Origin of the sequence: Christiangramia flava JLT2011, assembly GCF_001951155.1 — a bacterium.
Taxonomy (GTDB): domain Bacteria; phylum Bacteroidota; class Bacteroidia; order Flavobacteriales; family Flavobacteriaceae; genus Christiangramia; species Christiangramia flava.
This window is the reverse complement of the sequence record NZ_CP016359.1, coordinates 3362785-3375079: the sequence shown is the minus strand read 5'-3', so window position 1 is coordinate 3375079 and position 12295 is coordinate 3362785. Positions and strand designations below refer to the sequence as shown.

The window sequence follows — 12295 nt, the reverse complement described above, 5'->3', positions numbered from 1 at the left end:
TGTTTTTAACTATTAATTAATGCTAATTTCATTTCCAGAAGGTTTTTGTTTTTCAAAACAATCCAGATTATATATGGTTGTTTCTGCAATATTGGTCAATGCGGTTTTGGTTAAAAAAGCTTGATGGCTTGTAATTAGTACATTGTTGAAAGTCATTAAGCGTGCAATCACATCGTCTTGCAAAATGTCATCGGAATGGTCTTCAAAGAACAATCCTTCTTCTTCCTCATAAACATCCAGTCCTAAATACCCTATTTTTTTAGTTTTCAATCCTTCGATAACTGCCTTGGTGTCCACCAACCCACCACGACTTGTATTGATGAGCATTACTCCAGATTTCATTAGTGCTATATGCTCTTTATTTATTAAATGTTTTGTTGAAGCTTTTAATGGCACGTGCAGGCTTATTATATCTGCGTGCTTACAGAGCGTCGCACAATCTGAATAGATTACGCCATATTTATCAATTAGGTCTTTGCTTTCTTCTATATCCTGGGCAAGAATATTGCAGCCGAATCCGTGAAGTATTTTTACGAGTACAGACCCTATTTTTCCTGTTCCAATCACGCCAACGGTTTTCCCATTTAGGTCAAAACCAGTGAGACCGTTTAATGAAAAGTTTTGTTCGCGCACTCTATTGTGGGCTTTAATCAGTCTTCGGTTTAATGCAAGTATCAAAGCCATTGTATGTTCTGCAATGGCATAAGGTGAATAGGCTGGGACACGGGCCACTTTTATATTCAATTCAGCTGCTTTTTCTAAATCGACGTGATTGAAACCTGCCGAACGTAATGCGATAAATTTTATGCCTAGTTTGTGTAAAATATCCAAAACTTCCGAAGAGGCATCGTCACTTGAGAAAAGTGCTATGGCCTTTGAACCTTCTGCCAATAAGGCGGTTTCCTTTGTTAGCCTAAATTCCAGAAAATTCAATTGATGTTTTCCTTTATTAGCGTTTTCAATGGAAGGCTTATCGAATTTATGTGTGCTGTATATTGTTGTTTTCATAATTTATGTTCCAAATAGTTCTAAAAGTTCGTGCAATTCTTTATTGACCTGATGTTGTTTGACCACTTCATTAAAAGGGGTTAAGTGCAATTGATTGTTTAAAATCCCGACCATTACATTCTTTTTACTTTGTAAAAGTGATTTTACGGCTTCCACCCCAAGCCTAATACCCAACATCCTATCTAAAGCAGAAGGATTTCCACCACGCTGTACGTGCCCAAGTTTTGTAATTCGTAAATCGACATTGGGGTTGACTTCCTTTATTTTTGAAGAAACAAGTTCGGCACCTATTTCATCGCCTTCTGAAACCACGACAAGAAAAGCATCTTCGCTATCGTAATTTTTAACCTTATCCAATAGATAAATAAAGTCCTTTCCACTCTCGGGAATTAAAATGGCATCTGCTCCTGTGGTAAGTCCTGAATGAATGGCGATGTAGCCAGAATCCCTGCCCATTACTTCCACAATGAATACCCGATTGTGAGATTCCGCAGTGTCCTTTATTTTATCAATATTCTCAATGGCTGTATTTACTGCGGAATCAAAACCAAGGGTATAATCTGTTCCTGAAATATCATTATCTATAGTACCAGGAATGCCGATAAACGGAATGTCGCATATTTCTGAAAAAGTAAGTAGTCCTTTAAATGTGCCATCGCCACCAATGGCAATCAGGGCATCTATTTTGTTTGCATTTAGGGTTTGCAGGGCTTTTTTTCGACCTTCCAGTTCGAGAAAACGTTTGCTTCGTGCGGTCTTTAGAATTGTGCCACCCTTTTGGGTCAGTTTTTGTAATTCGTGTGATTTAAATTGAACCAAGTCACCGTCTATCAATCCTTCATATCCTTTTCTAAAACCACTAACTTTTATACCAGTTGCTTCAGCCGTTTTTGCAATGGCGTACAAGGCTGAATTCATCCCTGGACTATCACCTCCAGAGGTAAATACACCTATATGTTTTATAGTACTATCCATAGTTATAAAGCTTCTTTTTTAAGAATTTCAATGTTTTTTATACCATACAACCTATTAAAAACCATACAAGCTGTAAGGTCACCCGTTACGTTTACAGCAGTCCTGAACATTCCCAACAATCTTTCTACACCAATAATAATGATGATGCCTTCGGCTGGGATACCAACACTTCCCAAAACAGAAGCGAGTATCACCACACCACCTCCGGGAATGGCAGGTGTGCCGATTGAAGCAGCAACGATAGTTACAATGACCACAATAATATTGAGTAAACTCATTTCCAGTCCATAGGCTTGGGCTATAAAAAGGGTTGTTATCGTTTGATAAAGTGCAGTACCATCCATATTGACGGTTGCGCCAATGGGAATGATAAAATTGCTAATGGTCTTGTCCACCTTTAGTTTTTCTTCGGCTGTTTGAAGAGAAAGTGGCATCACAGCGGCAGAGCTTGTGGTTGAAAAAGCCAATAGCTGAACATCCCTTATTTTTTTCAGGAAATGCATAGGGTTTGATTTTCCAAGAAGCACAATTAGCCCTAAATAGAAAATCACTAAGAATAACAGACCGAGCAAGACGACACCCACATAGTAGGTGAGGCCAGATAGAGAACTCAAACCAACGCTAGAGGTGAGCTGTGCCATAAGACCAAAAACGGCAATAGGCACTAGAAGCATTGACCATTTTACTACTGTCATACAGACTTCCTGAATGGCACTTAGAAGCAGCTTCACTGGGCGCAGTAAAGCATTTTCAAGTGATAGCACAGCTACACCAATAATGATTGTGAAAATCACGATACTTAACATTTCACCACTTACCATAGATGCCAATGGATTTTCAGGAAGCAGGTTTGAGATGGCATCAGGAATCGTTTCAACTCCGAAGGAAAGCTCGGGTTCATCAGTTGAAACTGCCGTAATTTCATTATGCTCTTTTAGTGCTTGTTGATGAAGAAAACGACCCGGTCTAAAAATTTGGGATAGTATCGTACCAATGCTAACCGAAACTATTGTTGTGCCCAAAAAATACAGTAAAACGCCACCGCCCAGTTTTTTTAGACTTTCCTTATCGTTGCTTGCGATTCCTGTGATGATGGAAGCCACAATCAACGGGATCATAATCATTTGAACCAGTTTCAGAAATAGTACACCAGGCAATGCCAGCCAATTCCCCGCGATATCTGCTTTTTCTTTAGAAATCCATCCATTTTGTGGACTCAATAGCAGACCAAATCCAACACCTAAAAATAAGGCAATGATTACTTTAAGCCATAGACGGCTTTCTACCAGTTTAAGGAGGTAGTGGTTAAGTGATTTTAATGATTTTATCTCTGTATCAAACATTCTGTTGATTATGCTATACTAATTTTATCGTCCAAATAAACTTCCTGAACAGATTGTAATACTTTCACGCCTTTGCTAAAAGGCTTTTGAAATGCTTTTCTTCCCATTATCAGCCCAGAGCCACCAGCCCTTTTATTGATGACGGCAGTAGTTATAGCATCAACTAAATCGGACTTCCCTTTAGAACCACCGCCAGAATTTATCAGTCCTATTTTACCCATATAACAATTTGCCACTTGCAACCTGCATAAATCAATTGGGTGTTCTGTAGTGAGGGTTTCATACATTTCAGCATTGTATTTGCCAAAATCAATATTCTTAAAACCAAAATTGTTTATTGGCAATTTTTGTTTGATGATATCGGCCTGTATGGTGACACCTAAATGATTTGCCTGACCAGTTATGTCAGCAGCAGCGTGATAATCTTCTTTTTCTGTTTTAAAAGCTTTGTTACGCGTATAGCACCATAAGATGGTTGCCATACCCAGACTATGAGCTTCTTCAAAAGCCTCTGAAATTTCTTTAATCTGCCTATTGCTTTCTTTTGAGCCAAAATAGATGGTTGCACCAATGGCAACCGCTCCCATATTCCAAGCATCTTTTACCTTTCCAAATAATGTTTGGTCATATTTATTTGGGTAGGTTAGCAGTTCATTGTGGTTAATCTTCACAATAAAAGGTATTTTATGAGCGTACTTTCTGGCATTTAGACCCAAAACTCCAAACGTGGAAGCCACCCCATTACAACCGGCCTCAAGGGCGAGTTTTATAATGTTCTCTGGGTCGAAATAATCTGGGTTTTTATAGAATGAAAAGGCCGCGCTATGCTCAATGCCTTGGTCTACAGGAAGAATGCTTAAATATCCCGTGCCTCCCAGATTTCCGTTGTTGTACAATTGTGAAAGACTTCGAAGCACCTGCGGATTTCTGTTGCTACTGCCAAATACTTTTTCTAAACTATTTTTGCTTGGCACTTGCAATTCATCCTTTGTTATTTTTTCACAAACGTGTTCTAAATAGAAGTCTGCTTTTTCTCCTAAAAGTTCTACTATATTCTTGTCTGTTTTCATTTTGATAGTATTTAATGGATTCCTAAACTTTCATTTGTTTTGGCTATGGATTTTGTACCATCTGTTTCAATTCCAGTTAAAGCCCTAATAGCATCAATTGTTTCCGGGATTACAATAGCTTGGTTATCGACCACGTAGGCATAAAAGAGTTCGTCTCCCTGTACCTTCAGCATATCTTCCCATAGTGCTACTTCGTACATATCGCCCCAAGGCCTTCCCATATCCAAGAACATTTCCTTAATGGTGTTGTTAGAAACCAGACCTTGGTCATATTGAATCAATTTAATACGGCTGGACGTTTTGAAAGCATTTAGCACTTCTTGCTTTGTCGCCTGCTTTTTCAATTTCACATTCCAGTAGTGCATATGGCTCAATGTTTCGGGTACTTTTACCGCTGCGGTGATGACATCCAGTTCTGGGTCAACACTTTTAGCATCCGGACCTTGATGGCTTGGGATATCTTTTTCGGGAACCATCGTATTCATAATACCACCCAAATGACTTTCCCAAGGGTCTGTAGCTCTTCTTAAAAGTGTACCTCTGGCATAATCCAATAAATCGGCTCTTTTTAAAGCGGTCAAGGTTCTTAAAATAGACGTAGTATTACAGGAAACTACTCTTGTCGCATTCAAGTTTAGAGCTGATTTGTAATTATTTTCTGCACTAAAGGAATGCCCTGTGGTTTCGTGTTTTTCGCCACCGTGTAGAATAAATTTTATATTCTGTTCTTTATAAATCGCTACATTTTGAGCAGCAATCTTTTTAGGCGTACAGTCCACTACAAGGTCTGATTTCTTTAAAAGTTCCTGCATATTGCCTTTAACAGAAATCCCTTCAGATTTCATATTATCAGCTGCATCTTGAGTTGCTGCGTATATGTTGTAATTCTTTCTTACGGCATTTTGAATTCGCCAGTCGCTAATGATATCACATACTCCCGAAAGCTTCATATCGTTTTGTAAGTTGATGGCATCTGCCACCCTTTTTCCAATGACTCCGTAACCTATAACTGCTACATTTTTCATATAAATTGTTTTTAATTAATTATGTTTTATTGTTTTTGTCACTTGTATTCTTCATTCCCATTGGCATATTACCTTCATCGTCTGTATGTGAAATCATAAAAAGGCGTTCCGCCACAAGTATTAGAACAATCCCAATCGCTGCTACGATAAGCACCAAAGGATCGTTCAGATATTTTATATAAAGAAAAGCTGCCAATACCGCAATGTCCAATACGATGGCTATTAATGGGATGATAGGCTGAAAAACCACTTTGTTTTTAAGGTGACGGAACAGCCCCCAATGGATAGCGATATCCATAATAAGGTAAAAAATAGCCCCAATGGATGCTATCCTTGTCAAATCGAAAAGCACGGTCAGTAAAATGGCGAGGGAAGACGTGAATATTAGTGCTGGATTTTTTAAGCTACCAAGTTTGGTTAAAGAAGGCACCTGTTTCATATTGCTGAGCATTGCCAACAAGCGTGAAGAGGAAAAGATACTGGCAATGACCCCAGAAACCGTGGCAATAATGGCAATGCCAATGGTAATCCAGGAACCCCATTCCCCAAAAACAGGTTTTGCGGCGGCTGCAAGGGCATAATCTTTAGCTTCGATTATTTCAGGAATGCTTAAACCTCCCGCAACAGCTAATGCCAGGGCTACATATATCAGTGTGCAGATAAGTATGGAAAACACGATAGACCTACCAAGATTTTTATGCGGGTTTTTAATATCGGCCCCTTGGTTCGTGATAGTGGTAAAGCCTTTATAAGCAAGGATAGATAACGCCAAAGCGGCCACAAATCCGAAGCCTTGTGGTAATGTCTCAGTATTTTTGGGAATATAGTTTCCCGTAATATCGGCAAAACCTGAAATTGCAAGGCCGGCAATAGCTAAAATTGCTATTCCCACTACCTTTATAATAGCGGTAAATGTCGCGGTGGCACCAATAACCTTATTGCCCAGGATGTTCACTATATAAGCAACAACAATTAGCCCAACACCCAGGGTAGAGGCATAACCTGCATAGGACTCGGGAAATAGTCTCAACGTATATGCTCCAAAAGTGCCCGCCACCAGACTTTCGGAAACTACCATTGATACGTACATCAGCAAAGAATAAAACCCTGTTGTTGTTCCAGGTCCATAGGATTTGTTAAGGAATTTAACCACACCTCCAGACGATGGAAAAGCATTTGAAAACTTGACATAGGAATATGAGCTAAAACCCACCACAACAGCACCTGCAATAAATGCAATGGGAAATAGATCACCCACCAACTCTGCTATTTGCCCCATAAGGACAAATATGCCAGCACCAATCATTACGCCTGTACCAAGAGATATGGAACCTAATAAGGAAAGCTTATTATTTTTATCTGTGGTGTTTTTCATTTCAAAATTATTTTTCCCTGTTTTTAATCGAAGATTTCGGTTTAAAGTTTCTAATAATCAGGCGGTTGCTCTTTTCATAAGTGAAATAACTTACCGCCCAATTAAAACCAACCATCAATCTATTTCTAAATCCACTTATGGACATCAAGTGAACAACGGACCACAGCAACCAGGCGAAATAGCCTGCAAATTTAAATTTGCCCAAATCGGCAACTGCCTTGCGTTTACCTACGGTTGCTAAGGAACCTTTATCTTTATATTTGAAAGGTTTTATGGATTTGTTATTTATGATATTTAATATCGAATCGCCCAGGTATTTACCTTGTTGAATAGCGGTCTGTGCTACTTGTGGATGTCCTTTTGGGGTTTCTTTGGAAATGAGTGCTGCGATATCACCTATGGCAAAAATATTTTCGTAGCCTTCTACTTTTAAATTGGCATTGGTTTTAATACGGTTGCCTCTGACTACGTGTTTTCCATCAATACCATTTGGGAATTGTCCTTTTACGCCAGCCGTCCAGATAAGGTTTTTAGCCAATATGGTCTTATCACTTTTGGTAGTGACTTCCTTTCCATCATAATTGCTTACAGCTTCATTTAATAATACCTTTACATTTAAATCCTCTAAATATTTGAGGGTTTTCGAAGATGCTTTATCAGACATTGTACTTAACAACTCATCAATGGCTTCTATTAGATAAATATTCATAATGGAAGAAGGGTACTCTGGGTAATCTTTGGGAAGGATGTATTTGCAAAACTCTGCCAAAGCTCCTGCCATTTCTACGCCTGCTGGACCACCACCTACTATTACAAAATTTGTCAACGCGTCGCGTTCTTCATCATCACAAGTAATAGCTGCCTGTTCCAAATTTTGCAACATCATATGACGGATGTTGAGGGAATCGCGAATATCCTTCATCCCCAAACTATTTTCGGCCACAGAATCCATCCCAAAGAAATTGGTGGTCGTGCCAGTAGCCAACACTAAATAGTCATAAGAAATACTTCCCTTATTGGTCAATATAGTATTTGAATCAGGTTGAATTTCCTCAACTTCAGCCAAACGAAAGAAAACATTTTTATAGCCATTGATTTGTTTTCTGAATGGAAATACAATACTGTCAGGCTCCAGGGCACTCGTTGCCACTTGATACAATAAAGGCTGAAACTGATGGAAGTTATTTTTATCGAGTAAAACCACTTGAACTTCTTTGTGTTTCAGTTTCTCAACCAATGCCAAACCTGCAAACCCACCACCAACGATAACCACACGAGGTAATTTAGTATCGGGGAGACATATCTCATCTGTTATCTTACAAGTGGATTCTAATTTAATGCTATGTGTTTGCTTTTCTTTCATTTTTTATTTCTATCTCTTGCAATCAGTACTGAACATTTGGCATTTGTGGTCAAATATTGGGATACAGAGCCCAATACTAAGCGAGAAAAAGCACCGAGACCCTGAGAGCCTACTACAATTAAATCTGCACCCCAATCTTCTGCTTTTTCATTAATAATACTTTTGGGTAGTCCGCTAACAACGCTTGTGGTTATGGTAAGTGCTTTGTTTTCGGCCTTGATTTTATCGGAAGCCTCTGAAACGATTTTGTTTCCCAATTTTTGAGCGTTACTTTTAATTTCTTCTATGTAATTTCCTATCTTGCCGCCCATAGTATGCAATCCCAGACTGGTTGTTTTAGGAACTTCATAAACATTTATAATATGAATTTCACTATTTGAGGATAAAGTCATTTTCTTAAGCTCGTTAATGGCTACTTTACTAAAATCTGAACCATCTATGGCCAATACAATTTTCATAATTTGAAGGTGTTATTAATTGAGATGTCCTATGCCTTATTCTTGTTTATAAATGTTTGGGCATCTTCTTTCGATATGAAGTAAAAAACACTTCCGCTGTTTTTATCCTGAACAATAATTGCCGAAGCTTTATCTACTTTTGAATCATTAAGAGGGTTTACGCCAAAACGGACATCACCCAGATTTTTCTGTAATTTTTCAACACAATTTTCACAACAACCGTAATAAGTAGTTCCGTTGGCTTCAATAGGTATTTGCGTTACGCCCATAAACCTGTCGTTTACCATACACACTTTGTCGTTTGGGACAATTTCATAGTTTTGGGCAGCAGAATTGTTTTCTTTTATCTTTTTAGAGACTTCGGTATTTAACTGTAGTGTACTTTCAGTAACTTCTTTGTTCTTGTCGGCACAAGATAGAAGCAACATTGAGAGCAATAAAAGCATTACAAGACCTATGGACAATCGATAAATCTTTTCCACTGGGTTTTTACGGACTATGACTTGCATCTTACTGTTTTTTTTATTTAAAGGGATTTGTTTCATTTTATATAGTTTTAAATTAATTACGTGCTTTATTTAAGTGTATAAGTTTTCGCCAATAGATGTGTTCGTACAATCCAGACCAGTACATTCCAAAGGTGAAGGCGAACAATAATTCTTCAAAGGGGATTCCCAGAACCAGAATATGGGTTAGGCTGTCAAGGTTCCAGTACAGCTCAACATATTGCGGATAAAATGGAAGGATACTTCCAAAGTATATGAAGTATAATACCGTAAACAAGATGCCCCCAACCCATATCTTTCTTTTTAAATCTGGGCGACAGTATAATGTTGCTAAACCACCTAGGAACATCGCTATAGTACCACAATAAATATGGTTTAATGATGTAAATAGTGCTAATATTAAAAACACGATTGCTGGTACAAATAAGATGTATATATGCAAGCGATGTCTTCTGTGATTTCGCTCTGTATGTGTTATTTCTTGAAAGGTTTGTTTAAAAATAAGATTATAAAGTACCACACCTATACCACCGATTGCAAAAGAAAAAATGAGACTTTCGATATCAAACCTTGTTTTTTCAGCCAAATCAAAAAGCGAAGGTGGCATCCAATATTCTGGCATAAACAATGGTTCTGTTAAGCCAAAAGGCAATGTAATCAGGCTCATCTTGAGCATTTCTTTTCTAGAATCTTTCTTGAAGAGATATATTACTGCCCAAAGCGCCAGGATAATTAATGACCATATAAACCAGACGTATTGCATAAAATGTTACAAGCTTTTATTTTTTTATTTTAAGTTGTGCGTTGTAAAATGCCGCAATACAGGCACCAACCAGCCAACCCAGTATGAAGGTCTGTATGATTCCTAAACCAGCTTCCCACAGTGGAACATCCATTCTGATTATACTTGTAGTGTCCAATCCGTGCAAAAGGCTGTTGAAAAAGTCGATTGTGGCTTCCCTACCTGCAGTTGACATCACTATCATACAGCCCAAATAGATTAATGCTCCGGTTAGACCAAAAGCAAACCCGAGTTTTTTTACGTTTAATCGGTACATAATTTTATAGTTTTGAATTAATTATCTGATTTTAGAATCTTTTTTGATTCTTCATATTCCTCCTTTGTAATGAAGCCTTCAGCAAATCTTTTCTTAAGAATGTCTAAAGGATCTTCTTTTTTTGTTTTTTGATATGGTATATCTGTTGGAATGAAAAATATCCAAGCCAATAAAATAATCCATATAATCCACCATATTAGGTGCATACCCCCAAAGTGTCCGTCGTATAAATGCATAATTTTTAGTTTTAAATTGTTATTGATTTATTTTTGAAATTGTATATCCGTTGAGTTCATCAAGTTGCTTTTGTATGTCTTCAACCGAGAGCGTTTCGTTCATAGTGATAATTGTAGCACCTTTTGGTGCCAAAAAAATCTCTGCTTTTTCGATATTAGGATGATTCTCCAAGGTTTTCTTGACCCTTGCAACGCATCCGCCACAACTGATTCCGCTTATTTGAAATTTTTGTTTCATAACATTTGCTATTAATGATGTTGATGTCCTTTTCTTTTCTCTGTTGAACCATCATCAGACTGCTTTTCATTATGTTCGTGATTATTATGGTTTCCATTGTTGTGTCTGTGTCCTCCGTGGCCGTGAGACCCGTGAGGCATAAACAGGTGAATGGCGAACATAAATAATATGAAGTTGAAAAGGGATGAGCCTCCACCTATACCAAAAGAAGGTGTTAGAAAAATGAACAGAAGCGGTAAGCCACAGCCTAGAATCATCCATATCCAGTGATTGTTTTTCATAATCTTTAGTTTTATTACTTTTTTATTTTTTCTTTAAGTGAATACATCTTACTACTTGATTTTTCTTAAGTTCCATTTATTTTCATCGCTTTTTACTGCTATCAGATTATCAGAAATAAATTTAGATGTGATAACAGGTGGTTCTTTGCTTTTAGAGTATTTTGGGGAAATATGTAAAGCCAATTGGGTAAGGTGGTCTAGAGAATTTCCGTTCTCATCGATGACCACCTCAAAATAATGGTAGTTAACAACATCTTTTTTAAAAATATCATTAAAGCCTATGGTCTCTTTATGTACTATTAATGCCAAGGTCTTGTTACCTTGAAAGTTTAAGACATTTAGAAACTGTGGTTCGATACTTATGTTTCCTTTTTTGTCAATAAACCCATAAAGGAGTATATCATCTTTTTTCTGCGCTATAATACATTTTCCATTACTGAACAGAGGATAGTAGCCTTTGTCGGTTTTGGTCTTTACCAAGTCTTGTCTAAAATCAATGATTATAGAGCCGTTTTGGTCAATAAATGCCCAGTTATTTCCTTTTTTTACTGCTGAAAGACCATCGTGAAAAGGGGATACAAAGTCAATGTTTTCTATGGTTTGTCCAATTCCCAGTATTGGGATAATTAATAATGTGAGGAAGATTGTTTTCATTTTTTATACATTTTAGTTTGATGAAAATAGCGAATGACATAAGCCTTTATCTGCACAACTTTCGTTCATATCTACATAATTTCATCGTAATAATTTCGCTTCCAATTTTCTGTGTTTTTGTAATCTGTCATACTCAATCCAACCACATCCTTAAATTGTCTGGATAAGTGATTTACACTGCTGTAATCCAATAAGTACCCTATATCAGAGAAGGAATGCTGTTTTAGCTGTATGAGTTCCTTGACTTTTTCAATTTTTAATTTTATAAAGTACTTTTCAATGGTGGTCTTTTCCTTATATGAGAACAGTTTGCTCAATGCCTTGTAATCTCGGTGAAGGGTTGATGATAAATGTTCTGAGGTCTTAACTTTTAGCGTTAGCGGTAGCTCATCAAGTTGTTCGATTAGAAAAATTTTTATTCTTTCAACAAGCATATCTTCTTCACTTTTTACTATCTCAAAACCATTTGCGTGCAGCACTTGGGTAACCTCTTGGTTAATTTGTGCCTTGCTTAGGTCTGGTGCTTCTACTAAAAGCTTTCCTAGCTCTAGGCAAAGGACCGTTATTCCTAGTTCTTGTAGTTCTTGCTTAATTACTTTTAAGCAACGACTACACACCATATTTTTAACCCAAAATTCTTTTGGTTGTGTCATATCTAATAGGGTATTGTTATTGGGCTTTTGCTCAATAGCCAATCCTGTAATT

Annotated in this window: 16 protein-coding genes; all 16 read right to left on the bottom strand. The window is 37.5% G+C overall.

All coding sequences use genetic code 11. The features are described 5' to 3' along the window. Window positions 1-12: 12 nt before the first annotated feature. Window positions 13-1008: a 2-hydroxyacid dehydrogenase gene (locus tag GRFL_RS14990; protein WP_008616405.1), complete on the bottom strand. Its 996-nt coding sequence runs from the start codon at window positions 1006-1008 to the stop codon at window positions 13-15. A gap of 3 nt (window positions 1009-1011) precedes the next feature. Then, entirely contained in the window at window positions 1012-1983 is a 972-nt protein-coding gene (locus GRFL_RS14985) for an ATP-dependent 6-phosphofructokinase (RefSeq protein WP_072316401.1), read from the bottom strand. A gap of 2 nt (window positions 1984-1985) precedes the next feature. Continuing rightward, window positions 1986-3326, bottom strand: a complete 1341-nt coding sequence (locus GRFL_RS14980) for a dicarboxylate/amino acid:cation symporter (protein WP_083645380.1) — start codon at window positions 3324-3326, stop codon at window positions 1986-1988. A gap of 8 nt (window positions 3327-3334) precedes the next feature. Further along, window positions 3335-4396, bottom strand: coding sequence for a class I fructose-bisphosphate aldolase (locus tag GRFL_RS14975; RefSeq protein WP_083645379.1), 1062 nt, complete (start codon window positions 4394-4396; stop codon window positions 3335-3337). Between the two features lie 11 nt (window positions 4397-4407). Further along, complete coding sequence (locus GRFL_RS14970; protein WP_083645378.1) at window positions 4408-5421, bottom strand: type II glyceraldehyde-3-phosphate dehydrogenase; 1014 nt, start codon at window positions 5419-5421, stop codon at window positions 4408-4410. 19 nt (window positions 5422-5440) lie between these two features. After that, window positions 5441-6796: an APC family permease gene (locus GRFL_RS14965; RefSeq protein ID WP_083645377.1), complete on the bottom strand. Its 1356-nt coding sequence runs from the start codon at window positions 6794-6796 to the stop codon at window positions 5441-5443. A 7-nt stretch (window positions 6797-6803) separates the two neighbouring features. Further along, complete coding sequence (locus GRFL_RS14960) at window positions 6804-8159, bottom strand: NAD(P)/FAD-dependent oxidoreductase (RefSeq protein ID WP_083645376.1); 1356 nt, start codon at window positions 8157-8159, stop codon at window positions 6804-6806. Further along, complete coding sequence (locus GRFL_RS14955; RefSeq protein WP_083645375.1) at window positions 8156-8617, bottom strand: universal stress protein; 462 nt, start codon at window positions 8615-8617, stop codon at window positions 8156-8158. Before GRFL_RS14955 ends, GRFL_RS14960 begins: the two co-directional genes overlap by 4 nt. Before the next feature lie 29 nt (window positions 8618-8646). Beyond that, window positions 8647-9162: a hypothetical protein gene (locus GRFL_RS14950; protein ID WP_083645374.1), complete on the bottom strand. Its 516-nt coding sequence runs from the start codon at window positions 9160-9162 to the stop codon at window positions 8647-8649. Between the two features lie 16 nt (window positions 9163-9178). Beyond that, a complete protein-coding gene (locus tag GRFL_RS14945) occupies window positions 9179-9886 on the bottom strand; it encodes a lycopene cyclase domain-containing protein (protein ID WP_083645373.1) in 708 nt (235 codons plus the stop codon). Window positions 9887-9902: 16 nt separating this feature from the next. Then, a complete protein-coding gene (locus GRFL_RS14940; protein WP_009778898.1) occupies window positions 9903-10181 on the bottom strand; it encodes a DUF5676 family membrane protein in 279 nt (92 codons plus the stop codon). A 17-nt stretch (window positions 10182-10198) separates the two neighbouring features. Beyond that, the gene (locus tag GRFL_RS14935) at window positions 10199-10417 is read right to left on the bottom strand and encodes an SHOCT domain-containing protein (protein ID WP_009778899.1); all 219 of its coding nucleotides are present in this window, start codon (window positions 10415-10417) and stop codon (window positions 10199-10201) included. Between the two features lie 19 nt (window positions 10418-10436). Beyond that, window positions 10437-10655 carry a heavy-metal-associated domain-containing protein gene (locus tag GRFL_RS14930; protein WP_009778900.1) on the bottom strand — a complete coding sequence of 73 codons (219 nt, stop codon included), beginning with the start codon at window positions 10653-10655 and terminating at the stop codon, window positions 10437-10439. Window positions 10656-10666: 11 nt separating this feature from the next. Further along, window positions 10667-10936, bottom strand: a complete 270-nt coding sequence (locus GRFL_RS14925; RefSeq protein WP_083645372.1) for a hypothetical protein — start codon at window positions 10934-10936, stop codon at window positions 10667-10669. Between the two features lie 51 nt (window positions 10937-10987). Continuing rightward, the gene (locus GRFL_RS14920) at window positions 10988-11590 is read right to left on the bottom strand and encodes a WG repeat-containing protein (protein WP_009778902.1); all 603 of its coding nucleotides are present in this window, start codon (window positions 11588-11590) and stop codon (window positions 10988-10990) included. 71 nt (window positions 11591-11661) lie between these two features. After that, window positions 11662-12243 (bottom strand): helix-turn-helix domain-containing protein, encoded by a 582-nt coding sequence (locus GRFL_RS14915; RefSeq protein ID WP_083646183.1) that lies wholly within the window; start codon window positions 12241-12243, stop codon window positions 11662-11664. Between the last annotated feature and the right edge of the window lie 52 nt (window positions 12244-12295).

Bases quoted from the DNA above. Each gene is read 5' to 3' on its own strand.
- GRFL_RS14990 (WP_008616405.1), bottom strand. From the start codon at position 1,008: ATGAAAACAACAATATACAGCACACATAAATTCGATAAGCCTTCCATT.
- GRFL_RS14985 (WP_072316401.1), bottom strand. From the start codon at position 1,983: ATGGATAGTACTATAAAACATATAGGTGTATTTACCTCTGGAGGTGAT.
- GRFL_RS14980 (WP_083645380.1), bottom strand. From the start codon at position 3,326: ATGTTTGATACAGAGATAAAATCATTAAAATCACTTAACCACTACCTC.
- GRFL_RS14975 (WP_083645379.1), bottom strand. From the start codon at position 4,396: ATGAAAACAGACAAGAATATAGTAGAACTTTTAGGAGAAAAAGCAGAC.
- GRFL_RS14970 (WP_083645378.1), bottom strand. From the start codon at position 5,421: ATGAAAAATGTAGCAGTTATAGGTTACGGAGTCATTGGAAAAAGGGTG.
- GRFL_RS14965 (WP_083645377.1), bottom strand. From the start codon at position 6,796: ATGAAAAACACCACAGATAAAAATAATAAGCTTTCCTTATTAGGTTCC.
- GRFL_RS14960 (WP_083645376.1), bottom strand. From the start codon at position 8,159: ATGAAAGAAAAGCAAACACATAGCATTAAATTAGAATCCACTTGTAAG.
- GRFL_RS14955 (WP_083645375.1), bottom strand. From the start codon at position 8,617: ATGAAAATTGTATTGGCCATAGATGGTTCAGATTTTAGTAAAGTAGCC.
- GRFL_RS14950 (WP_083645374.1), bottom strand. From the start codon at position 9,162: ATGAAACAAATCCCTTTAAATAAAAAAAACAGTAAGATGCAAGTCATA.
- GRFL_RS14945 (WP_083645373.1), bottom strand. From the start codon at position 9,886: ATGCAATACGTCTGGTTTATATGGTCATTAATTATCCTGGCGCTTTGG.
- GRFL_RS14940 (WP_009778898.1), bottom strand. From the start codon at position 10,181: ATGTACCGATTAAACGTAAAAAAACTCGGGTTTGCTTTTGGTCTAACC.
- GRFL_RS14935 (WP_009778899.1), bottom strand. From the start codon at position 10,417: ATGCATTTATACGACGGACACTTTGGGGGTATGCACCTAATATGGTGG.
- GRFL_RS14930 (WP_009778900.1), bottom strand. From the start codon at position 10,655: ATGAAACAAAAATTTCAAATAAGCGGAATCAGTTGTGGCGGATGCGTT.
- GRFL_RS14925 (WP_083645372.1), bottom strand. From the start codon at position 10,936: ATGAAAAACAATCACTGGATATGGATGATTCTAGGCTGTGGCTTACCG.
- GRFL_RS14920 (WP_009778902.1), bottom strand. From the start codon at position 11,590: ATGAAAACAATCTTCCTCACATTATTAATTATCCCAATACTGGGAATT.
- GRFL_RS14915 (WP_083646183.1), bottom strand. From the start codon at position 12,243: ATGACACAACCAAAAGAATTTTGGGTTAAAAATATGGTGTGTAGTCGT.